This is a genomic window from Ruegeria sp. AN6, from assembly GCF_056540425.1.
This window is the reverse complement of record NZ_JBQFWR010000001.1, coordinates 404,530-425,331: the sequence shown is the minus strand read 5'-3', so window position 1 is coordinate 425,331 and position 20,802 is coordinate 404,530. Positions and strand designations below refer to the sequence as shown.

Sequence of the window (20,802 nt, the reverse complement as noted above, 5' to 3'; positions counted from 1 at the left end):
GACCGAGTCTCAGACCTGCATAATCTCGGCTTGCTTGGTCTCAAGTGCCTCATCGACGGATTTGATCATCGTGTCGGTCAGCTCCTGCACTTCTACCTCCCAGAATTTCTGATCATCCTCGGACATGCCATCGGCTTTGGCTTTCTTGATCTGGTCCATACCGTCGCGGCGCACGTTCCGGATCGAAACACGCGCGCTTTCGGCGTATTGGCCTGCAACCTTGCCCAATTCACGCCGGCGTTCCTCGTTCAACTCAGGAATCGGCAGCATGATGATCGTGCCATTCAGCTGTGGATTGATACCAAGCCCGCTTTCACGAATTGCTTTTTCAACTTTGCCCACAAGACCTTTGTCCCAGACATTTACGGTAACCATACGTGGTTCGGGGACGTTTACGGTGCCGACCTGATTGATTGGGGTCATCGAGCCATACGCGTCAACCATCACGGGCTCAAGCATCGAGGCCGAAGCGCGCCCGGTCCGCAATGAAGCGAATTCGGTTCTGAGGTTGGCCATTGCGCCGTCCATACGGCGTTTCAGATCATCGGTGTCGAGTATGAAATCATCAGACATGCTGCTCACTCCCCGTCTTCAGGTGATGTTTGGATGGGTCTTAAGCCATCACAATTGGGATGTATAGCAATCATGCGGATGAATTGTGGCAATGACCAGAACTGTTTCCGGCATTCCGGCCCCAATCGCGACCAAGGGACCGACCGAACACTGAATTCGGTCGGATTCTTCTTGGTACAATCAATATCAGATGTTCACATCGACTACGACGCGACCTTTGACTTGTCCCTGCAGAATATCCGCGCCCAATTGCGGCAGATCAGACAGTGTTGCTGGGTGAATCATGGCCTCAAGCTTTTCCATGGGCAGATCGGTAGCAATACGCTGCCAAGCGCGAACACGGTTGTCATAGGGCTGCATGACGCTGTCGATACCCAACAGATTCACGCCACGCAGTAGAAATGGGATCACAGTCGCAGGCAAACCCGCACCTCCGGCAAGTCCAACGGCAGCAACTGATGCCCCATATTTCATCTGACCCAATACGCGGGCGAGCATGGCGCCACCCACTGCGTCAACACACCCGGACCAGGTTTCACTTTCCAGCGGACGCTTGGTGGTTTCGTTCAATTCGTCGCGCGGAACAATTGTGGTTGCACCCAAAGACTTTAGGTAGTCAGCGGTATCCGGGCGACCGGTTACTGCTGCGACCTCATATCCCAGATGAGCCAGAATGGCAGTGGCGACCGAACCCACGCCGCCTGCGGCACCCGTGACTAGCACCGGGCCATGGCCCGGCTGCATTCCATGATCTTCCAACGCCATGACGGCTAACATGGCCGTAAATCCTGCGGTGCCAACCGCCATCGCCTGTCGCGTATCCAAACCCTGCGGCAAAGGAACCAGCCAATCTGCACGGGCATTGGCCTTCTGAGAATACCCGCCCCAATGCGCCTCACCCACGCGCCAGCCCGTCAAAACGACTTTGTCACCGGGTTTATAGCGATTATCAGAGGATTGCTCGACGGTGCCCGCATAATCGATACCCGGGACATGCGGATAACTCCGCACCAAGCCGCCACCCTTTGGCGACATACACAGCCCGTCTTTGTAGTTAACTGTTGAATATTCGACAGCAACAGTCACTTCTCCATCCGGCAAATCATCCAGAGATATCTGTTTTACCGAGGCGCTTGCGAGGCCACTTTCTTCATCTTTTTCAACGACGAGTGAATTAAACATAAACTTACTCCTTTAGTAGCCCGTATGGGCATGTCCTCAGATACAGGGCTCAGCGCCAGAATTTCTCTTGTACGACGGCCCATCGCATACCGTGTTCAGTCATCAACTCGATCCGTGTGCCGGGTGCCCAATGCGACCGGTCCACCATCCCTATGGCGACGTTCACCTCGAACTCGGGCGAATATGCAGCAGAGGCCACTTGCCCCACCTGACGACCCTCAGCCATCAAAGGCCAGGATTCGGTGCACGGACCGATCTCGCCCTCGATAGTCAGCGGACGGATTTGTCTGGGCGGCCCGTTTTCTGCCTGATCCGCCAAAGCGGCCTTACCGATGTAATCAAGCGGAGAATTGCAAAAGCGCTCAAGCCCGCATTCATAAGGAGTGTTCTCGCGTCGCATATCCGACCCAAAACTCAATAGGCCACTCTCGATCCGTTCAATCCCGTTGGGGCAACCCGCACGTACATTCAGGTCGCGACCATTTGCGAACAACGTGTCCCAAAGCGGCATTCCGTAATCCGCCCCTTCGACATAGATCTCGAACCCACCTTGTTTCGACCAGCCGGATCGGGCGATGACAAACGATGTATCTTCGAAGGGCAACCTCTTGTATCGGAAGAATTTTATGTCCCTGACATCTTCTCCAAATACCCGTGCCATCAGATCATCTGCCCTAGGGCCTTGAACGGCTAGCGGAGACACGTCTGGTTCGGAAACTTCGACATCCAGCTCCAGGGCAAGCACGATGCCCAGAGCAAATTGCCAAAGATCTCCATCAGCGACGGAAAGCCAGTAATGGTCATCTGCCAGTTTGATCGCCACCGGGTCATTCAGCATACCGCCATTTTGGTCAACGATCGGCACATAATAACACTGATCCGTCTGCATCTTGTCCATATCGCGCGGGCTGAGCATTTTCATCAGTCGCAGCGCGTCCGGGCCTTTGATCAGAACCTGTCTCTCACACGAGACATCCCAAACCTGCACATGCTTTTTCAGATGCGCAGCATCAGCCTCGACACTTTCGAAGACTGTAGGCAGAAGCATGTGATTATAGACAGTGTATCCCTTGACCCCTTCGGCTTCGACACCCGGAGTAAACGGGGTTTTGCGCACGCGTCGGTTCGGCGTAATGACTGCCATGTCAGAAATCCTCTGGCAGAAAGACAAGATCGCTCACAGGCGCATCAGAGCCTGCCTCGGTCAGCATTTGGTGCAATTGTCCGCGATGATGCGTCTGGTGATTGAACATGTGAATGATGCATTGCGCATAAGGCTTTGTTACATCTTCTTCTTTTGCAGCGGAATACCATGTGAATGGGCCCGTAAGTTCGTCGTCTCCCAACGTTTCGCTCCACCTAGTAATCCGATCGTCAATGGTATCCCGCAGCGGCAACCAGTCGGACAAACCAGCGCAGATTGACACGCTCTCTGGGATGCCACCGCCTGGTCCAGGGCCTTTGTCGAACCGTGAGATCCAGATCCAGTCCCCCCAAAGCAGGTGATTGGCTGTTCCCATGATTGAACCGAAAAAGACGCCCCGTTTCCGCGTCAGTTCTTCGTCGGAAAGAGCCTTAAGAAAACCCTTTAACTGACTGTTCTCCCATCGACTATAACGCGCCATCTCACGGGCATAGGCACCGGTGATCATTACTTTGGCCCGTGCCAGTCGATGGGGCAAATCTCGGCTGATTTCCCGCCAAAGTCCCAGACGCGACCATAATCACGTACCTTGGATTTCGTTCCTCTGGCCACGATGATGTCCGGGCCCATCCAGTATTTCGAGTTTGAAACCATCACTGGATGCTCAGGGTCTTTACCAGCCAGCATCTCGATCTCGCCTTGAATTTTCCGCCCGATCATGATCCGGCGCTTTGTCCCATCTCGCTCGATTTGAACCGGTGCACGCTCTGCCCCGATGATTTCACTAACCAACATGGTGAACAGACCGGTAGTGCCGCCTGCCTGCCCGCTGAATATTTGCAGCAACCCGTTATAGGCCTTCCCACTAGCGCGTTCGTCGACATAAGCCGCGACTTTCCACTGGCCCTCTCCCATGCGCCCGGGGATATCGACCAACAGCCCGACGTTGAGGCCTGACAGATCTTCGCCTTCGTAGTGGCCTTCGTCGATCACGATACCCATCCACGCATGGCAATGCCCTTCGGTCGGAGGGTGTGCGCCTAGCGAGACGACGCAAGGACAAAACACATCGCAGGAGCAGTTCAGGATCAGTTCACCCTTGACTGCCCAGTCGGTCGGGCTCATCTCTCGGCGCTTGGGATTGGGCATTCGGCTGTCAATTCTCTGACTGACCGGCAGCTTATCCGCATCCGGTTTTCTGTTCTTAGCCATAGACCTATCCTCCGTAAGTAATGTGATGTACGAGCAGTGCCAGACCGCCCGCTATTAAGATGAACCCCATCGGCCGGGTCACTACGTGTCCGATTTGGGGTAGTTTTTCCAAAACCATGAACAGCGTCGCCAGCCCCATCCACAGCAGGCTCATGACGCCGCCCACAAAGCCCAGAGCCATGAAGCCCCAGCAACAGCCAACGCAAAATGCACCCAACCCAAGGCCTATGCGCAGGCCGCCTGAGAAACCCGCTTTCCAATGTCCCAGAAAATACATCATGGGCGCATGACAAACGCCATGGCAGACCTCTTTTGCACGGGTGAATTGGAACGCGCCCACTGCCATAAGGAGGCCTGCAGCCAAGTAGGGCGATTTGGCGATGCCCAGCATATCAACCGCACCTCCGAACAGCAGTGCCAGCTGCAGGCCGGTGATCAACGCAGCAAAACCCACCCAAACTATGAAGTACCCGGATAGAACGCCCAGCCACCCTGCCCGCGTGCCATTCGCGCTGCGGATCAGATCATCGTAACTGCGCAATGTGGGGACTAGTGTTGGCAGCATCATTGCCGCCATCATGATCGCCCACATCCAGAACAGCGGGCCAAACTCGGCCATGGGCATATACATATCCATGCGCGGGTCCATCGCCGCCATGGCCTGTCCCATCGGGCCGGGCCGCCCGATCCAGTCCAAATCCATATCGCGGCTCATCGAGACCATCATCCACCACGCCCAAATGATCGCGATGTAGAAGCCCAACCAAAGCGCGCTGCGGAAAACTGAGCGACTCACTTGCCTCTCCCGACTCAACTCTCTTGCTTTTCAAATGTCAGACTTTTAAATGTCAGACAAATAAAAATTTACTTTTGACGCAAGCGACGATGAAGATTGACCCCCAAAGCTCTGCCGATCTATCGGCTCAAATTGCCCAAGCGATCCGGGATGCCATCATATCGGGGCAGCTCATCGTCGATGAACGCTTGCCCTCCGAATCTGAACTTGCCGAGCAATTCAATGTCTCGCGCCCGACTGTTCGCGAAGCTTTGAAACGCTTGGCGGCACAATCTCTGATCCGTACACAACGTGGGGCCACAGGGGGCGCGTTTGTAAATCGACTAAGCTTTGAAGGCGCTTATTCTCAACAGGTTACGACCTCAACGCTATTACTGTCGATGAACGCGGTCAGTTTCGACACTGCGTGCGAGGCACGGTACGCGTTGGAACGAGCCTGTGCGTCCCTGTCTGCGCAACGTCGAACGGCAGATCAGCTTGCGACAATGCGGGCCGAGATCTTTCGGCAGGCACAGCCCGGTCTGACCGACGAAGCATTCTGCGCCTCAGATGTTGCCTTCCATCGAGCGCTGGTCGATGGCGCTGGCAATCCGGTCTTGTCCTACCAGCTGGCTGGCGCTGTCGAGGCGATGCAGCCATTAATGAACATGATCACCTTCACCGCTCGTTCGCGGGAAGAAATCATCGCGTTGCACACCAAAATCGCCAATGCCTTAGAGGCGCGTGACGTTGAAAAGGTTGATGCAGTGCTGGTTCAGCTTGAGAGCTATACTCGGCAACTGGCGCAAGATGTCGCCGAGAAAAAACGCAAACCGGCCTGATCTAAATAGCTTTATATCAGAGGTTTGAAATGGAAACATGAGGTGAAAATGATCACTGTCCTCAATGTAGTTGCCGCCTTGCTGACAATTGCTTTCGGGTTATTTGGCTTCCTGGCGCCTGCGCATACTGCTAACGCATTGGATCTGGTCCCGACCAAAAGCACCATGGGTCTCAGTGAAATGCGCGCCTCGGTTGGTGGGCTGTTTGTAGTCACCGGCGCTGCGGTGCTGTGGCTTAACAATCCGATGGCTTATGTGATGCTAGGGATAGTCTATTCTGGAGCAGCACTTGGCAGATTCGTTTCTGTTGCTCTCGATCATCCACCTTTGGCGAAAGCATTGATTTTTGGTGGAATCGAACTTGTTCTCGCCATCTGGCTTATTCTGGCAAACATGAACAGAGCATCGTAACCCATTGAAACAAAACCACCCCATAGCCCAGATTCCGAGTTTGCATCCCATCGTCACCTCACCTATATAAGAGAGGTCCCTCGGGACTATGGACATAAACGCGCTCGTAATAAGCGGATCGGACCCGGGGGCGGTACCCGGCGGCTCCACCAACCATCCTTCGTTTGGGGATTTTGGGGCCGAAACAGGATCGACGAACGTCTAAAGGGGTTAGCTTTGTCTCGGCTGTCTGCCACCGTTATCGGCGAAAATAGTACAATTGCAAACGACAATCGTGCTCCGGTTGCAGTTGCTGCGTAAGCAGTAGCAAGACCGAAACTTAAGCCCTTGCGCCTAGCCGCGTAAGGCGGGGTTCGCAGGTACCTGGCAACAGAAACCTGCATTTTCCCTGTTATGTCTGTTTATTGCTCATAGCTCATTAGAGATTCAGGATTTATTCACTTGTTTATCCCACATTTCTGTCCAGGCGACAGGAGGGTTAAGATGACGAATTCTGACAGGCTTAGGGCGTGGTATTCTGAGGTTTGGGAACAGGGCAATACCGACGCAATCGATCACTTTTTTGCTCCAGACACGATGGCCGAGGGGTTGATCCCCGAAATGCAAGTTGGGGCCGATGATTTTCGCGATCTGGTCATGGCCTTCCGACATGTGCTGGGCGAAATCAAGGTCGACCTCCCCAAAATCATTGAAAACGGTGATTGGGTGTCCGGAGTTCTTCACGTCCGCACATTTCGGGCTGACAACGGCGCACCATTAGAGGTTACCGGGCAAGTCATGGCCCGATTCAAAGGGGATAAAATGGTCGAGGCGTATAATCAGTTCGATTTCATTTCACTCTTTGAGCAGCTTGGGCAGTTCCCGCAGGATACGCTTCCGGTTTGCATGACTGGGCAAAGGTTGGACTGGGTCGGTTAAACCACAACCGCAAGCTTGACCCCTACCGCATCCACGCGATAGCAGAGGTTCAAGGGGTAAGCTTGCGAACACCCCGTGAGGCGGCAGCCCAAGTTCGCATGTATCCAAAGCCACAAGGAAACATGCAATGGCTGCCCCCAATGCAATAACACCCCGACAACTGCTTCGCTTAATCGGTACGCCCAAGGCGCCTGTCCTTATCGACGTGCGAACCGAGGCGGATTTTGCGGACGACCCTGTGCTTGTTCCGAGCGCTATTCGTCGTTCTTTCAAAGATGTTGACAAAATCAGAGAATGGATCGGAGATCGCTCTTCTGTTGTGATTTGTCAAAAAGGCAAGAAACTAAGCCAGGGTGTCGTCTCTTGGCTGCAATCCGAGGGCGTAATGTCCGAATATCTTGAGGGCGGCATGTTTGCCTGGCGCGATCTGCCAGGGGCACCCTCCGTGCCTATTTCTGCCCTGCCTGAGATTGCCCAGGGCGGTACGATTTGGGTGACACGACATCGCCCCAAGATTGATCGCATTGCGTGCCCTTGGTTAATCCGAAGGTTTGTCGACGCTCAAGCGCGCTTCCTTTTTGTGGCGCCCGGCGAAATACAGGGAGTAGCGGAGCATTTCGGCGCCACTCCCTTTGACGTCGAAGGTGTCGACTGGAGCCATCGCGGTGAGAAATGCACCTTCGATACCATGCTGGACGTGTTCAACCTGCATTCCGAACTAATGGACCGATTGGCCACCATAATACGCGCGGCTGACACCAACAGGCATAATTTAGCGCCAGAAGCTGCTGGATTATTGGCAATATCGGTCGGACTGTCGCGCCAATATCGGGACAATCAGCAACAACTGGAGGCTGGTCTGCATATCTACGATGCGCTTTATCGATGGGCGCGGGATGGATCTGGTGAAACACATGACTGGCCAGCAGGTCACGGGAAATGACACTATCGTACCGTGAGTTGTTCAGCGTTTTCGGGCGTATCGGGCTTTTGTCCTTTGGTGGGCCAGCGGCGCAGATTTCACTGATGCATCAGGAACTCGTCGAGAAACGCCCCTGGCTGGACGAGCAAACCTATCTGCGCGCGCTTTCGTTGTGCATGTTATTGCCGGGGCCCGAGGCCATGCAGCTGGCAACATACGCGGGTTGGCGATTGCGTGGTGTGACCGGAGGCTTGATTGCAGGTGGCTTGTTTGTCCTGCCCGGGGCGCTGGTCATTGCAATACTTGTAGCGCTGTATGCAGCGTATGGTACATTGCCACTGGTTCAGGCGGGGTTTTTGGGCATCAAGGCCACTGTCATTATCATCGTTCTTCAAGCCTTGCGTAATCTGTCGAAAAAGGCGTTGACCGATACCGAACATCAGATGATCGCCGGGCTCGCGTTTCTTGGAATATTTCTGTTCAACCTACCCTTCCCTCTGATCATTTTCTGCGCGGCCCTTTGGGGCTTTGCCACGTCCAAAGGCCAAGCTCCTACAGCCGTCCAAGCAAGCCCGGCATTAGGCAAACCCGTTCAAACGGCAGTATTCTGGCTCATATTGTGGCTGGGACCTTTGTTTTTACTGCAATTGTCAGGGCAGGAACTGCTCAGCGACTTAGGCTGGTTTTTTGCCCGTCTTGCCGTCGTCACCTTTGGAGGAGCTTATGCGGTGCTGGCCTATATGACCCAGACCGTTGTGGACACATACCAATGGATCAGTACGGATCAGATGATCGACGCGCTTGGCCTGGCCGAAACCACGCCGGGACCTCTAATCCTTGTGACGCAATTTGTGGCGATGCTGACTGGACAGGTTGCCGGAGGGCCATCACTTGCACTAGCGGCCGGAGTTGTCGCTTTATGGGCGACATTTGTTCCCTGCTTCCTCTGGATCTTCCTCGCGGCGCCACAACTGGACAGAATTGCAGCACGCCCTCGGCTTGGGGCCGCTATGCACGGCATCACGGCTGCGGTTGTCGGAGTGATTCTCAACCTCTCCGTGTGGTTTGGGTTGAACGTTCTGTTTGGCTCTCTCCCCGGTTGGTCATTGGGACCTGTGTCAATCCCCCTGCCCGATCCTGCTACGCTCGATATCAGGGCGCTTGTTCTTACGGTGCTAGCTGGCCTGTTGATTTTCCGTATGAAATCCGGTTTAGCGACCACATTAGGAATTATGGTTCTGGCCGGAATCGGGTTGCAGTTTTTGTGACCAATACAGCCCAGCACGGCCTTTCGTTTCCGTCCGAATGAACTATGCTGGTATTAACCACTTTCGAGGATCAAACATGTCGCAAGACATCGACTACGGGAATCTGATGCACACGGCCATGCGGGGCCTGATCAAGACCGTCCTGACGGATGTGTCCAAGACTGGCCTGCCCGGAGCACATCATTTCTTCATCACCTTTGATACACGATATGAAGGCGTTGAACTGGCTGACTGGCTACGAGAGCGGTATCCCGGTGAAATGACGATCGTCATGCAGCATTGGTTCGAGAATCTCGAAGTCGGCGATGAAGGATTTTCGATCACGTTGAATTTCGGCGATGCGCCTGAGCCGCTGTACATACCGTATATGGCAATAAAAACCTTCGTTGACCCTTCGGTCGAGTTTGGCTTGCGCTTTGAAAGCCCCGAGGATGAGGACGACGAAGTCTTTGTGGCGGATGAAGCCCCAATCGAACTGGAAGCGGAAGAACCGGAACCACAGCATCATGATGCGGATGTGGTTTCGCTGGATAGCTTCCGAAAATAATTAGGTAGTTCCCCGCTTGATGTGGGGTTTACTCCTTTTTCAAAAATGTCTCAACCGAGCGTGATTTGACTCCGTCCCGGAACCTCGAAAATGACAGATCCAAACCGCCATCTGCCAAGGTCCGGTCAAACTGTTGCAACTCGTAGCCCCCATTTTCTGCGATGAACAACGAAAATACAGTCAGAGTGTCGCCTTCAATCCTGCCCCAGACAAATGGTTCACCTTTCATCGGGTCAAGCGGCACCTCGTGCCCGAACACGTTGCGTTTCATTGCGGCAGAATAAACATCCGCACGATCTGAGCTTTGAAAATCAACCGAATATTTCTCATCCTTGATGCGCCCATCTGCTTTGTAAGTCGTGGTGGTCCAACTTACATTGAAACCACCTTTAATCTCATGGATTGAAACACTCATATCCCGAGGCGTCGAAGTACCATCGGCGTCAACAACTTCGGCAGATCCAGTATAATCGCCGACAAAAGGCTCAATATTGGTCGCGTTGGCGTGCTGTAAAGATGCGGCCAGCCAGATACATGCGGCAAACGCCAACGCAACCGCATGCAGGGGTCTGTTCATAAATGATACTCGCATGGCTGACTCCGTCCTCTATGTAACTTCATTCTAACTTTAGTCCATCTGCGCACAATGGCACTGTTTTCGCTAACAGAAATTAATTGGTGCGGCGCTTCGTCTATACCTTTGTCCGGCCTAGGTTTATGGTGCGCTCAACTGGCCGATTGCGCCTCAGCCCCGCTGCGGTTAAACGGCATACGACTGCATACCAGACCGGAGCGACCGATGTCTAAAACCCGTACCGAATCCGACAGCTTTGGCCCTCTTGAGGTGCCCGCCGACAAATACTGGGGCGCACAAACACAACGCTCGATCATGAACTTCCCAATTGGCTGGGAAAAGCAACCCGTTGCAATCGTACGGGCGCTGGGCGTGATCAAGCAGGCCTGCGCAATGGAAAACAAGGCGACGGGCAAGTTGGATGATAAGATCGCTGACGCGATTATTCAGGCCGCAGGAGAAGTATTCGAGGGTAAGTTTGACGACAACTTCCCCTTGGTCGTCTGGCAAACCGGGTCGGGTACTCAATCCAACATGAACTCGAACGAGGTCATTGCAAACCGCGCGATCGAGATTTTGGGTGGCGTGATCGGCTCGAAAGAGCCAGTACATCCGAACGATCATTGCAACATGGGTCAGTCCTCGAACGACACATTTCCTACTGCTATGCACATCGCCACCGCAATGAGTGTGCGAGATGTGCTGATGCCTGGGCTCGAGAAATTTGCGTCTGCGCTGGAAGCCAAGGCGAAAGAGTTCGCCGGGATCATCAAGATCGGTCGCACCCACACACAGGACGCCACCCCGCTGACACTGGAACAGGAATTCGGCGGTTACGCGCATCAGATTCGTCAGGGCATTGCGCGGGTCGAAGCCTCGATGCCTGGCATTTATGAACTGGCACAAGGTGGCACCGCCGTTGGTACTGGATTGAATACGCATGACGGTTGGGACGAGGCTGTCGCTAGGAATATGGCCGAAATCACCGGCCTTCCCTTCGTTACTGCACCAAACAAATTCGAAGCGTTGGCCGCTCATGACGCCATGGTCTTCTTGTCCGGCGCTTTGGCCACGATCGCCGGATCCTGCTATAAAATCGCAAATGATATCCGTCTGTTAGGTTCGGGTCCCCGCTCGGGGCTAGGCGAACTTATCCTGCCCGAGAATGAACCTGGCTCGTCCATCATGCCCGGTAAGGTCAATCCGACCCAGGCCGAAGCGTTAACACAGGTGGCCGCGCACGTGATGGGCAATGACGCAGCAATGAAGTTTGCTGGCTCGCAAGGACATTTCCAACTGAATGTCTATAACCCGATGATGTCGTATAACCTGTTGCAATCCATCCAACTGTTGGGTGATGCGACCGACAGCTTTACCGAACGGATGCTACTAGGCATCAAAGCCAATGAACCGCGCATCGATAAACTGATGAAAGAGTCGTTGATGCTGGTGACCGCTCTGGCCCCCACCATCGGGTATGACAACGCCACGACCGTCGCCAAGACGGCGCACAAGAATGGCACGACGCTCAAGGAAGAAGCGATTGCACTGGGCTTTGTCGATGAAGAAACCTTCGACGCAGTTGTCCGCCCTGAGAAGATGATCGGGCCCAAGAACTGATGGGCAAGCCGGTCAACCTGAACCGGTATCGAAAAGAAAAAACGCGGGCCGAAAAGAAGGCCCGTGCAGATGCAAACGCTGCGAAGCACGGACAGACCAAATCCGAGAAAGCTGTGGTAAAGCTGGAGCAAATGCGCCAGCGCCGCGACCTCGACGGTCACAAGGTCGACGAATGAGCGGGCGGCCTATCAAACGCTCTCTGACCTTGCAAGGTCATCGAACATCCGTATCGCTTGAGGATGAATTCTGGCAGGCATTCCGTGACATTGCGCGGAAAAAAGATATTCCAATCAATGTTCTGGCGGCAAATATTGATGCAGATCGTGATCCTGAAACCGGGTTAGCTTCGGCTATTCGCGTTTTCATTCTGAATTGGTATCGTCAAACTGAATGATTGCTTGATTTCAGCCGATCTCGTCGCTTATCCTCGCGGGGAACAAAAAGGGTACATTCATGAGCGATTTGGCAACGGGTCCAGATGGGAGATCTCGGTGCGCGTGGTGCAACGCCGCCCCTGAATTCTTCGACTATCATGACAACGAATGGGGATATCCCGTTTCCGACGACAGACGGTTGTTTGAAAAACTATGCCTTGAAAGCTTTCAGTCGGGCCTGAGCTGGCGCACCATTCTGTCAAAACGCGAGAATTTCAGAGCAGCGTTTAGAAACTTTGATTTCAACAAGATAGCAGAGTTTTCTGATGCAGATATCAATCGTCTTCTGGACGACAAAGGCATTGTACGTCACCGCGGCAAGATCGAAGCCGTGATCAATAACGCCGGTCGCGTGCAGGACGTAATCGCAGCTGAAGGATCATTGGCAGCATATGTCTGGAGGTACGAGCCTGAGACGCCACCTGCCCCGCAAAGCGCATCCACTTCGGCAGAATCCATTGCGATGTCGAAAGATCTGAAAAAACGTGGCTGGAAATTCGTCGGTCCTACGACCGTGTTTGCCTTCATGCAGGCCATGGGGTTGATCAATGATCACGCATTGGGATGTGCCATGCGCGAAAAAGCGACGCAAATGCGCCGCGATTTCATCAGGCCAGAATAAAATCTCCTGCGATCAGATCGAGGCGCGGTAGATATTGTCAATGTTGCTTCCGAGCGCTGCATTGAAATCCGCATCGGATTGTTGCTTGGACAAGCCTTCAGTCAGCGCGCGAGAGAAAGACGCGATCATCTTGCCGTTCTTGCCGAGCAGGTCACAAGCCTGCTCGGTCGAATATCCACCCGACAGCGCAACCACGCGCAGGACACGTGGGTGGTCGGCTACCTCGTCATACAAGTTGGCCTGACTTGGAATGGTCAACTTCAGCATGACTTCCTGCCCCTCGGCCAATTGATCGAGGTTCTTCAGGATTTCTGATTTCAAGATGTCTTCAGCCTCGGCTTTTGTTTCCGAATGGATGTTCACTTCGGGCTCGACAATCGGCACCATGCCTGCGTCTGTAACGACCCGGGCCACTTCAAATTGCTGTGCAACAACATCCGCGATGCCCTGCGCATTGGCTTCGTGGATGACCGAGCGTTCCTTGGTTCCGAATACGCCATCCGCTTTGGACAGGGTTTCTACCAGCCCCGGGATAGGCTTCATCATTTGAACGCCATTGGCTTGATCCTCAAGCCCTTTATCGATCTTCAGAAATGGCACGATGTTTTTGACCGACCACAGGTAATCTGCGACCTTCTTGCCTTCGATTTCTTCACCCAGCGTTCGTTCGAACAGGATCGCCCCGATCACTTTTTCCTTGGTGAAATCTTCTGCCAGAATGATCCGCGCACGCATCTTCTGGATCTCTCCGAACATCTCTTCGTCCGAGTTATACCCAGAGGCATCAACGCCGTACAAAGCCAGTGCTTTTGGGGTTGAACCGCCGCTTTGATCCAGGGCTGCAATAAATCCTGCGCCTTCGGACATCTGCGCGCGCTGTTCTGCTTTCGACATAACTCATTCCCGTTCAATATGATTCCGCATTTTCCAACCGCATACAGCAAGCCGACGAACGATGGTAGTTTGTTAGCGCTCAACTAGGCGCAACCAAATCCCATCCTTTGATCTGACGGTCAGATGTGCGACCGGTACGGGCGTTTTGCCTTCGATTGTTTCGAAGCGATATCGACGCAGCAGCATCGACAGTATGAGAGGACCCTCAACCATGGCAAACCCCGCGCCTGTGCAAACTCGAGGGCCGGCAGAAAATGGGATGTAGGCGTCACGCTGACAGGCCTTTCCGTTCTCTGTTGCCCATCGCCCGGGATCAAATTCGTCTGGTCTGTCCCATAAGCGTTCGTGGCGATGTAAATGCCAGGGGCTGACCACGATCTGAGATTTTTGCGGGATATCTCGGTCACGGAATTTTTCCGGACAGGAGGCTTCACGCACCATCATTGGAACAGGCGGATACAGGCGCAGCGCCTCACGAAATACGTCGCGGCTAAGTCGTAGGTGGGACATGGCCGAGAAATCGGGTGTATCCAGCGCTTGCGCCTCTTCTGCCAGCTTATCCTGCCAATCGGGATACAAGGCCAGTAGATACAGGGCCCATGCCAACGCCGATGCACTGGTTTCATGCCCCGCGAGAAAGAAAATAGCGACCTGATCGACCATGTCTTGCGCGTCAAAGCATTTGCCTGTCTCTGGATCGTTAGTCGTCATGATCTTTGTGGCGAGATCATCAGGTGCCGTTCCGTTCTTGATTGCTGTTGCCCGGTCAAGTGTTAGTTGGCTGATCAGAGCGCGTATTTGTCGGGCGGTCTGACGCGTCTTGCGCGAATGCAACCGGGGGGCCCATCTGGGAATCGGTACAAAGGCTGCCAGGTTCAACAAAGGTTGTTCGCGCTGATAGATCCTGAACTTTTCAAAAACCTGCGCAGCTACCTCATGCTCAATCGGAACCGAGAACAAGGTTCTAAATATGACATCTGCGGCCACGTGGCTGGTGATCTCTTCACATTCCACGTCCTGCCCAATCCGCACCCCAAGCCTGTCGACGCAAGCTTGCGCCGCATCTACCATCGCAGGAAATGTGTCTTTCAATCGGCCACCTTCAAACGCAGGATCGATGATCCTGCGCTGCTGCTTCCAGACCGCCCCATTGGTCAGAAACACGGACTGCCCCAGCAGCGGGCGCAAACCTTCGCTGATGCGGCTTGATTTGGGAAACACATCGGGTCGATCTTTCAACACAGTGCGGATCAGTTCCGGTTGGTTGATCAGGAACGATCGAAAGAAAGGCGTCCGAAACTCAGCCATCCAGGCCCGATACAAACGTTGAGGTTGCGCCGACAGAAGGTCTTGTCGAAACAAACGCATATACCGCCAGAGTGAAACCTTATCGGGCCGTGAAGCAGGTTTAGGTGGCCTCATGCCGCCACCGTAGTGTGTTTCGAAATGGTGCGTTCAATGCGTGAACGCGAAGGTGTTCGGTTAGCAAACCTTTCTCCCAGCGTTTGCGGGCCCGCGGTTATTTTGAAGTAGTCGTAATCATTGGGCCTATCGAACGCGCACAGATACTGGAAATGCAGCCGAAAGAACCGCCACCTGAGCTTTTTCCAGCGCTTGGGTGAAAGAGTTTGAGTGAACGCTGCAGACAGTACCAGCGGCCAGCATTTGTTGGGTAGCGATACTCCGCTAACCGCCACCGGATCACACAAAGCGAAGGCGCAGCCGTCTCCGGGTGCTGAAACATCGACCCAAGCCAGCCCCTCGCTACCCGAGAGATATTGCAGATCGGTCCGCAATGCGCGGGCCTTAGGCAAAAAGGAAACCATCGGCACGACCTGCCCCAATGACAGGAATGACAAGGCCGGCCCGCCGATCTTGCCCTGCCTCCTTAGAACCTCAGCCAGGGCTGTCACGCCAAGATGAGCCCCAGAGCTATGGCCGACCACCAAAACCTCATCAACGTCAGATCCGAGGGCCTGCAAAATCTGATCTGAAAACTGGTCAAGCCGCGTTGTCAGCTCAGGTGAATATGCACCTTTTAAACGTGCGGAATGCGCATAGTCATGCATCAGGTAATAGGCGAACAATCGGTTGTCGATCGCTCGAAACCAGCGCATCAGAGCGTAAACGGCCACAGCAGCAGGCAGCACAGACCACCACCACATGAACGTGCTTAACCCAACAGCAACACCCCACCCAACCAGCAGAGCCAGCGCAAGTTGAGCCAATAACATTCCTACCGGATATAGTGCGGCGATAACCGGACCCTTGCGCAATTGCATAAGGCGCCAAAGCGTTCCCGTTGATATGTAGATCCAGGCGGTCTGTACCATCTGAAAATACGTCGCCAGTATCGAGCGCGCCATGCTGTCCTTAACGATATCAGCCCAAACCAAAACCTCGATCTCGGTCTCAACAGATACACCGTCTTGATGTGAAAGAACGCGCCAACCATAGGCTCCACCATCGGTTTTGCCGATCACATCGATCTCGTAGCCAGATATCGCGGCCTGGGAACGGCTCTCTCTTCGATAGAGTTCGCGATAGCGGCGTGGGGGAATCGGATCATAGCCGGGTATATAAAACACCCGGCGCTTGCGCACCTGTGGTTGGGTTTGTTGACTGCTCATGACCCGGCCCTCTGATCGGCAGATTAGCGCAGCGGCAAGGTCAAGGTAAGACCCGCCGTTTAACCATCCACGTTTAGCGCCAGAGGGTTAACCAAAATTCGCCAAAGCTGGAAATGTTTCAAGCAGCCACCAGCTGAATTCCGTGAACAGCCCAGTGATCAACATGATACCGACGAACAATAGCAACCCACCCATCACCTTTTCGATCGTACCCATATGAGGTTTGATACGGTTCATAACGGCCATGGAGCGGTTCAGGAACATTGCGGCCAAAAGAAACGGAATACCCAGCCCTGCAGCATAAACACCTAGTAACAACGTGCCGCGTGCGACAGACGCCTCTGACGCGGCCAACGATAAGATTGCCCCCAGTTGAGGACCGATGCAGGGCGTCCAGCCAAAAGCAAACGCCAGGCCCAGAATATAGGCCCCGAATACGGAACCACCGGATTCTCCCGCATCAACGCGCGCTTCGCGATCTAACAGAGGGATACGGAACACATTCAGAAAGTGCAGGCCAAAAACAATCACCACCGCGCCTGACAATTTAGCAAAAAGCACCTGATTCTGGAGTACGAACGCCCCAAAGGCCGATGCTGTGAAGCCCAGCAGAAGAAATACCGTCGACAGACCCAGAACAAAGAAAAGCGCCGACAGGGTCGCCTTGCGCCGCGCACGCGCCTCGTCCTGCATCTCGTGAATGGTCACGCCGCTCATATACGCAAGATAGGGGGGCACAATCGGCAACACGCAGGGCGACAAAAAGCTGATCAGCCCGCCGAGCAAGGCGACAAACATGGCAGGTAAAAGTCCTGCATCGATGATCTCAATTCCGAACATGGATCAGCACATATGGTATCAAGTGGGTTTCGTCACGGGGCCATTCGGTCACATCCTCGTGGTTACACGCTGGACAGTGCCCCTTGTTGGAAATATCTCAACCGAATGACAGATGAGACAGATACGTTGGATGCGCTGGGATTGTTATGCCCTCTACCCGTCCTCAAGGCCCGAAAAAGGCTTAAATCCTTACCTGCAGGTGGCGTCCTGCGCCTGCTTGCTGATGATCCGGCAGCGATAATCGACGTGCCGCATTTCTGTACTGAGGCGGGTCACACGCTCATTTCACAAGACAGTGTAGATGGTCATCAGATCTATTTGATCCGAAAATCCGACTAGCGACTCGTCACGATAGTATTAAAGAAAAAGGCGGGCCAATCAGCCCGCCTTTTCATTATTGCCCGAGTGACCACCACCCGCGCCGCTTTGGCTTGGCTGGCGCAGGTTCAGGTTCTTCCGTCACAACCTCCAAGACAGGCTCCGGGGTCTCAGTCTCAACAACTTCAGGTTCAATCTCTATTGGCTGTTCCTCGGCCTCTATGGCCACCGGTTCAGCCTGTTCAGAAGCTTCTACTGGCTGAGCCTCGGCAACCTCAGGTTCGGGTACTTCCCCGGGGTTCTGGGCTTCTGGGGTTTGCTCTGGTTCGGCGTCGGAAACCTCAACTGTGGAGGCAACTGGTTCGTTCGCCTGTTCAGCCGCCGTGTCATCTGTGGCAGGCTGAGTTTCGTTGGCACCGGTGTCAGTATCTGCATCCTTTTTCCGGCGACGCGGCGCCCGACGCTTCTTGGGCTTGGCTGGTTTCTCAGCCGCTTCCTCATTAACCGGTTCAGCCTCGGCCTGCTCGGTCTCAACAGTTTCAGCCCGTTCAGCCGCCTCAGCGTTATTCTCGGCCTCAGTTTCGTCAGTATCACTATCAGACGCCTCTGAACCGCCCGCGTTCTTTTTGCGCCGACGCCGACGACGCTTGCGCTTCGGCTTGGCCTCTTCCTCGTTCTGTACTGTGACTTCTTCTTCGCTTTCTTCCTCTTCGGTGGCGTCGACCAAATCCATCAGGGACGCATCCACCGATACCACCGGGGCAGTAGCCTCGGGAACAACGCGGCTCGCGGTTTTGAACTTCTCCATCGAGAAATCAGGGCTAACCAGATGCACATCCCCTTCGATGCGCACCGACAAACCATACCGCGCCTCGATCTGAGCGATATGTTCACGTTTCTGGTTCATCAGGAAGTTGGCGATGCTGACCGGACACCTCACCAGAACCTCACGCGAACGGCGGCGGGTGCCTTCTTCTTCGATCTGGCGCAAGATCGACAGCGCCATATTGTCATCCGATCGGATCAGACCGGTGCCATGGCAAGATGGGCACGGCTGTGTCGTCGCTTCAAGCATACCGGGCCGCAGACGTTGGCGGCTCATCTCAAGCAGACCAAAGCCCGAAATCCGGCCCACCTGAATACGGGCGCGATCTGTTTTCAGCTTATCCTTCAAGCGTTTTTCAACAGCCGAGTTGTTCTTACGCTCGTCCATATCAATGAAATCGATGACGATCAGGCCTGCAAGATCGCGCAGACGCAATTGGCGTGCCACCTCTTCTGCGGCCTCTAGGTTCGTTTTCAGCGCAGTTTCCTCGATCGAGCCTTCTTTGGTCGCCCGACCCGAGTTCACGTCGATTGCCACCAGGGCTTCGGTCACGCCGATAACGATGTAGCCACCCGATTTCAACTGAACCGTCGGGTTGAACATCCCCGCCAGATAGCTCTCCACCTGATAACGCGCGAACAGCGGCAGCGCATCCTCATACCGTTTCACGTTTTTGGCATGGGACGGCATGATCATCTTCATGAAGTCTTTGGCGATGCGATACCCGCCCTCACCTTCAACCAGAACTTCATCGATATCACGATTATAGAGATCGCGGATCGATCGTTTGATCAGGTCGCCTTCTTCGTAAATCTTTGCCGGCGCGATGGATTGCAGTGTCAGTTCGCGGATCTGCTCCCACATACGTTGCAAGTATTCATAGTCGCGCTTGATCTCTGACTTGGTGCGCTTGGCCCCTGCCGTGCGCACGATCAGACCCGCACCTGTTGGTACGTCGATCTCCGAGGCGATGTCCTTCAATTTCTTCCGGTCAGCCGCGTTGGTGATCTTGCGGCTGATCCCTCCACCGCGCGCCGTGTTTGGCATCAGCACGCAATAACGACCGGCCAACGAAAGATATGTGGTCAGCGCCGCACCCTTGTTGCCACGTTCTTCCTTGACCACCTGCACCAGCAGAACCTGGCGCACTTTGATGACTTCTTGAATCTTGTACCGGCGTGGGCGCGGTTTACGCGGAGGACGGATGTCCTCGCTATCATCCTCATCCGCTACGGATTCGATCGAGTCGTCTTTCGAGGCAGCGTCCGGCGCCTTGGCCTCCTCGCTCTCGTCCACGTCTTGATCAGCCTCCTCCGAGGTCTCCGCGTCAACAGAGCCCTCAACGGCTTCTTCCTGAGCCACATGCTCGGCAGTCTCTTCGGATGCTCCTTCTGTGACATCCTCTGCAACAGCTTCGGATTGCTCCTCAGAGGTATCTTCCGCGCTGGGTGCCTCTTGCTCGGCAACCTTCTCAATCGCGGTCTCTTCCGGCTGGTCAACTGCTTCGTCGGCCGGTTCCTCTACAGGGGTCTCGGCAACCGTTTCCATGGGCGAAGTCCCCTCGGGAACCGATAGATCGGTCTCCTCAGTTTCATCTCCCAGATCGATGGTTTCCATACCGGTGGGTTCGGACGAAACTTCGAGGGTTTCGACCGGATCATCCGTTTTCACATCTGCCGCCTTGCTTCGTGAGCGCGAGCGACGTTTTTTGGGTTTGGATTCCTCTGCTTCATCCCGCGCCCTCATGGCTTCGGCATAAGCGCGCTCTTCTTCCATCAGCGCTTCGCGGTCGGCGACCGGGATCTGATAATAATCCGGATGAATCTCAGAAAACGCCAGAAACCCGTGCCGGTTCCCGCCATAATCCACAAAGGCCGCCTGAAGCGACGGCTCAACCCTCGTTACTTTTGCAAGATAGATGTTGCCAGCAAGCTGGCGTTTGTTTTCGGATTCAAAGTCAAATTCCTCAACCTTGTTTCCATCGACCACCACAACGCGGGTTTCCTCCGCGTGGGTGGCATCGATAAGCATTTTCTTAGCCATGTGTCCTTGGTGCACCGCGCCAAACGCGTTGTCCTGACCCGTCCAGGCGGACAGGCGCTTTTGGGGAGGTGTCTTGTACGGGCGATTTCAGACGGCGCGCGGCAGGGTGCGGCGCTGTGGCCCCCTGCCCGTATACTCAATCGTTGCGCGCGCGTCATCGCGGTTCTTCTCCGACAGGCGCGGGATAGGGCCGCGGCCTGCCCATTA

The 20,802-nt window shown here is 54.4% G+C and carries 23 protein-coding genes and 1 other RNA gene; 12 read left to right on the top strand and 12 right to left on the bottom strand.

What is annotated here, in order from left to right:
• Positions 1-9: 9 nt before the first annotated feature.
• The 6 genes from frr to ACR0MQ_RS02065 form a co-directional block, all read right to left on the bottom strand.
• Positions 10-573, bottom strand: a complete 564-nt coding sequence (gene frr / locus ACR0MQ_RS02090) for a ribosome recycling factor (RefSeq protein WP_480605544.1) — start codon at positions 571-573, stop codon at positions 10-12.
• Between the two features lie 186 nt (positions 574-759).
• On the bottom strand, positions 760-1,755 hold the full coding sequence (acuI, locus tag ACR0MQ_RS02085; protein ID WP_480605542.1) for an acryloyl-CoA reductase: 996 nt from the start codon (positions 1,753-1,755) through the stop codon (positions 760-762).
• A gap of 49 nt (positions 1,756-1,804) precedes the next feature.
• Complete coding sequence (locus ACR0MQ_RS02080; RefSeq protein ID WP_480605539.1) at positions 1,805-2,899, bottom strand: dimethylsulfoniopropionate demethylase; 1,095 nt, start codon at positions 2,897-2,899, stop codon at positions 1,805-1,807.
• 1 nt (position 2,900) lies between these two features.
• Entirely contained in the window at positions 2,901-3,407 is a 507-nt protein-coding gene (locus ACR0MQ_RS02075) for a DinB family protein (RefSeq protein ID WP_480605537.1), read from the bottom strand.
• Positions 3,407-4,111, bottom strand: coding sequence for a DUF1326 domain-containing protein (locus ACR0MQ_RS02070; RefSeq protein WP_010439955.1), 705 nt, complete (start codon positions 4,109-4,111; stop codon positions 3,407-3,409). The genes ACR0MQ_RS02075 and ACR0MQ_RS02070 overlap by 1 nt, the downstream gene beginning before the upstream one ends.
• 4 nt (positions 4,112-4,115) lie before the next feature.
• Positions 4,116-4,907 carry a DUF2182 domain-containing protein gene (locus tag ACR0MQ_RS02065; RefSeq protein ID WP_480605534.1) on the bottom strand — a complete coding sequence of 264 codons (792 nt, stop codon included), beginning with the start codon at positions 4,905-4,907 and terminating at the stop codon, positions 4,116-4,118.
• 89 nt (positions 4,908-4,996) lie between these two features.
• On the opposite strand from ACR0MQ_RS02065, the gene ACR0MQ_RS02060 reads away from it, so the two are divergent.
• The 7 genes from ACR0MQ_RS02060 (at position 4,997) to ACR0MQ_RS02030 (ending at position 9,794) form a co-directional block, all read left to right on the top strand.
• The gene (locus ACR0MQ_RS02060; RefSeq protein ID WP_170770771.1) at positions 4,997-5,728 is read left to right on the top strand and encodes a FadR/GntR family transcriptional regulator; all 732 of its coding nucleotides are present in this window, start codon (positions 4,997-4,999) and stop codon (positions 5,726-5,728) included.
• A gap of 48 nt (positions 5,729-5,776) precedes the next feature.
• Positions 5,777-6,139, top strand: coding sequence for a DUF4345 family protein (locus ACR0MQ_RS02055; RefSeq protein WP_170539524.1), 363 nt, complete (start codon positions 5,777-5,779; stop codon positions 6,137-6,139).
• Between the two features lie 36 nt (positions 6,140-6,175).
• Positions 6,176-6,523: a transfer-messenger RNA gene (gene ssrA, locus ACR0MQ_RS02050) on the top strand.
• Positions 6,524-6,622: 99 nt separating this feature from the next.
• Entirely contained in the window at positions 6,623-7,057 is a 435-nt protein-coding gene (locus tag ACR0MQ_RS02045) for an ester cyclase (protein WP_170770769.1), read from the top strand.
• A gap of 127 nt (positions 7,058-7,184) precedes the next feature.
• Positions 7,185-8,000 (top strand): chromate resistance protein ChrB domain-containing protein, encoded by an 816-nt coding sequence (locus ACR0MQ_RS02040; protein ID WP_480605531.1) that lies wholly within the window; start codon positions 7,185-7,187, stop codon positions 7,998-8,000.
• Positions 7,997-9,247 (top strand): chromate efflux transporter, encoded by a 1,251-nt coding sequence (gene chrA / locus ACR0MQ_RS02035; protein WP_170770765.1) that lies wholly within the window; start codon positions 7,997-7,999, stop codon positions 9,245-9,247. Before ACR0MQ_RS02040 ends, chrA begins: the two co-directional genes overlap by 4 nt.
• Before the next feature lie 76 nt (positions 9,248-9,323).
• The gene (locus ACR0MQ_RS02030; RefSeq protein ID WP_170470011.1) at positions 9,324-9,794 is read left to right on the top strand and encodes an SspB family protein; all 471 of its coding nucleotides are present in this window, start codon (positions 9,324-9,326) and stop codon (positions 9,792-9,794) included.
• Between the two features lie 28 nt (positions 9,795-9,822).
• On the opposite strand, the gene ACR0MQ_RS02025 is transcribed toward ACR0MQ_RS02030, so the two are convergent.
• On the bottom strand, positions 9,823-10,371 hold the full coding sequence (locus ACR0MQ_RS02025; protein WP_170770962.1) for a hypothetical protein: 549 nt from the start codon (positions 10,369-10,371) through the stop codon (positions 9,823-9,825).
• A 222-nt stretch (positions 10,372-10,593) separates the two neighbouring features.
• On the opposite strand from ACR0MQ_RS02025, the gene fumC reads away from it, so the two are divergent.
• The 4 genes from fumC to ACR0MQ_RS02005 are packed head-to-tail and all read left to right on the top strand — an operon-like array spanning position 10,594 to position 13,044.
• On the top strand, positions 10,594-11,988 hold the full coding sequence (gene fumC / locus ACR0MQ_RS02020) for a class II fumarate hydratase (RefSeq protein ID WP_170770763.1): 1,395 nt from the start codon (positions 10,594-10,596) through the stop codon (positions 11,986-11,988).
• A complete protein-coding gene (locus tag ACR0MQ_RS02015) occupies positions 11,988-12,164 on the top strand; it encodes a DUF4169 family protein (RefSeq protein ID WP_170770761.1) in 177 nt (58 codons plus the stop codon). Before fumC ends, ACR0MQ_RS02015 begins: the two co-directional genes overlap by 1 nt.
• Positions 12,161-12,382: a ribbon-helix-helix domain-containing protein gene (locus tag ACR0MQ_RS02010; RefSeq protein WP_170770759.1), complete on the top strand. Its 222-nt coding sequence runs from the start codon at positions 12,161-12,163 to the stop codon at positions 12,380-12,382. The genes ACR0MQ_RS02015 and ACR0MQ_RS02010 overlap by 4 nt, the downstream gene beginning before the upstream one ends.
• 59 nt (positions 12,383-12,441) lie before the next feature.
• The gene (locus ACR0MQ_RS02005) at positions 12,442-13,044 is read left to right on the top strand and encodes a DNA-3-methyladenine glycosylase I (protein WP_170770757.1); all 603 of its coding nucleotides are present in this window, start codon (positions 12,442-12,444) and stop codon (positions 13,042-13,044) included.
• 12 nt (positions 13,045-13,056) lie between these two features.
• Here ACR0MQ_RS02005 and ACR0MQ_RS02000 read toward each other — a convergent pair whose 3' ends face one another.
• The 4 genes from ACR0MQ_RS02000 to ACR0MQ_RS01985 all read right to left on the bottom strand — a co-directional run bounded on the left by ACR0MQ_RS02000 (position 13,057) and on the right by ACR0MQ_RS01985 (position 17,408).
• On the bottom strand, positions 13,057-13,938 hold the full coding sequence (locus ACR0MQ_RS02000; RefSeq protein ID WP_170770755.1) for a fructose bisphosphate aldolase: 882 nt from the start codon (positions 13,936-13,938) through the stop codon (positions 13,057-13,059).
• Positions 13,939-14,010: 72 nt separating this feature from the next.
• Positions 14,011-15,360 carry a cytochrome P450 gene (locus ACR0MQ_RS01995; protein WP_480605526.1) on the bottom strand — a complete coding sequence of 450 codons (1,350 nt, stop codon included), beginning with the start codon at positions 15,358-15,360 and terminating at the stop codon, positions 14,011-14,013.
• Positions 15,357-16,568, bottom strand: coding sequence for a hypothetical protein (locus ACR0MQ_RS01990; RefSeq protein WP_480605523.1), 1,212 nt, complete (start codon positions 16,566-16,568; stop codon positions 15,357-15,359). The genes ACR0MQ_RS01995 and ACR0MQ_RS01990 overlap by 4 nt, the downstream gene beginning before the upstream one ends.
• 87 nt (positions 16,569-16,655) lie before the next feature.
• Positions 16,656-17,408 (bottom strand): cytochrome c biogenesis CcdA family protein, encoded by a 753-nt coding sequence (locus ACR0MQ_RS01985; protein ID WP_010439928.1) that lies wholly within the window; start codon positions 17,406-17,408, stop codon positions 16,656-16,658.
• A 105-nt stretch (positions 17,409-17,513) separates the two neighbouring features.
• On the opposite strand from ACR0MQ_RS01985, the gene ACR0MQ_RS01980 reads away from it, so the two are divergent.
• Positions 17,514-17,747 carry a sulfurtransferase TusA family protein gene (locus ACR0MQ_RS01980; RefSeq protein WP_170469979.1) on the top strand — a complete coding sequence of 78 codons (234 nt, stop codon included), beginning with the start codon at positions 17,514-17,516 and terminating at the stop codon, positions 17,745-17,747.
• 55 nt (positions 17,748-17,802) lie between these two features.
• On the opposite strand, the gene ACR0MQ_RS01975 is transcribed toward ACR0MQ_RS01980, so the two are convergent.
• Positions 17,803-20,595, bottom strand: coding sequence for an Rne/Rng family ribonuclease (locus ACR0MQ_RS01975; RefSeq protein ID WP_480605519.1), 2,793 nt, complete (start codon positions 20,593-20,595; stop codon positions 17,803-17,805).
• Positions 20,596-20,802: the final 207 nt, after the last annotated feature.

What these genes read in the sequence shown, in the direction of transcription:
- frr (WP_480605544.1), bottom strand. Translation starts at nt 573, where the DNA reads ATGTCTGATGATTTCATACTCGACACCGATGATCTGAAACGCCGTATG.
- acuI (WP_480605542.1), bottom strand. Translation starts at nt 1,755, where the DNA reads ATGTTTAATTCACTCGTCGTTGAAAAAGATGAAGAAAGTGGCCTCGCA.
- ACR0MQ_RS02080 (WP_480605539.1), bottom strand. Translation starts at nt 2,899, where the DNA reads ATGGCAGTCATTACGCCGAACCGACGCGTGCGCAAAACCCCGTTTACT.
- ACR0MQ_RS02075 (WP_480605537.1), bottom strand. Translation starts at nt 3,407, where the DNA reads ATGATCACCGGTGCCTATGCCCGTGAGATGGCGCGTTATAGTCGATGG.
- ACR0MQ_RS02070 (WP_010439955.1), bottom strand. Translation starts at nt 4,111, where the DNA reads ATGGCTAAGAACAGAAAACCGGATGCGGATAAGCTGCCGGTCAGTCAG.
- ACR0MQ_RS02060 (WP_170770771.1), top strand. Translation starts at nt 4,997, where the DNA reads ATGAAGATTGACCCCCAAAGCTCTGCCGATCTATCGGCTCAAATTGCC.
- ACR0MQ_RS02055 (WP_170539524.1), top strand. Translation starts at nt 5,777, where the DNA reads ATGATCACTGTCCTCAATGTAGTTGCCGCCTTGCTGACAATTGCTTTC.
- ACR0MQ_RS02045 (WP_170770769.1), top strand. Translation starts at nt 6,623, where the DNA reads ATGACGAATTCTGACAGGCTTAGGGCGTGGTATTCTGAGGTTTGGGAA.
- ACR0MQ_RS02040 (WP_480605531.1), top strand. Translation starts at nt 7,185, where the DNA reads ATGGCTGCCCCCAATGCAATAACACCCCGACAACTGCTTCGCTTAATC.
- chrA (WP_170770765.1), top strand. Translation starts at nt 7,997, where the DNA reads ATGACACTATCGTACCGTGAGTTGTTCAGCGTTTTCGGGCGTATCGGG.
- ACR0MQ_RS02030 (WP_170470011.1), top strand. Translation starts at nt 9,324, where the DNA reads ATGTCGCAAGACATCGACTACGGGAATCTGATGCACACGGCCATGCGG.
- ACR0MQ_RS02025 (WP_170770962.1), bottom strand. Translation starts at nt 10,371, where the DNA reads ATGAACAGACCCCTGCATGCGGTTGCGTTGGCGTTTGCCGCATGTATC.
- fumC (WP_170770763.1), top strand. Translation starts at nt 10,594, where the DNA reads ATGTCTAAAACCCGTACCGAATCCGACAGCTTTGGCCCTCTTGAGGTG.
- ACR0MQ_RS02015 (WP_170770761.1), top strand. Translation starts at nt 11,988, where the DNA reads ATGGGCAAGCCGGTCAACCTGAACCGGTATCGAAAAGAAAAAACGCGG.
- ACR0MQ_RS02010 (WP_170770759.1), top strand. Translation starts at nt 12,161, where the DNA reads ATGAGCGGGCGGCCTATCAAACGCTCTCTGACCTTGCAAGGTCATCGA.
- ACR0MQ_RS02005 (WP_170770757.1), top strand. Translation starts at nt 12,442, where the DNA reads ATGAGCGATTTGGCAACGGGTCCAGATGGGAGATCTCGGTGCGCGTGG.
- ACR0MQ_RS02000 (WP_170770755.1), bottom strand. Translation starts at nt 13,938, where the DNA reads ATGTCGAAAGCAGAACAGCGCGCGCAGATGTCCGAAGGCGCAGGATTT.
- ACR0MQ_RS01995 (WP_480605526.1), bottom strand. Translation starts at nt 15,360, where the DNA reads ATGAGGCCACCTAAACCTGCTTCACGGCCCGATAAGGTTTCACTCTGG.
- ACR0MQ_RS01990 (WP_480605523.1), bottom strand. Translation starts at nt 16,568, where the DNA reads ATGAGCAGTCAACAAACCCAACCACAGGTGCGCAAGCGCCGGGTGTTT.
- ACR0MQ_RS01985 (WP_010439928.1), bottom strand. Translation starts at nt 17,408, where the DNA reads ATGTTCGGAATTGAGATCATCGATGCAGGACTTTTACCTGCCATGTTT.
- ACR0MQ_RS01980 (WP_170469979.1), top strand. Translation starts at nt 17,514, where the DNA reads ATGACAGATGAGACAGATACGTTGGATGCGCTGGGATTGTTATGCCCT.
- ACR0MQ_RS01975 (WP_480605519.1), bottom strand. Translation starts at nt 20,595, where the DNA reads ATGGCTAAGAAAATGCTTATCGATGCCACCCACGCGGAGGAAACCCGC.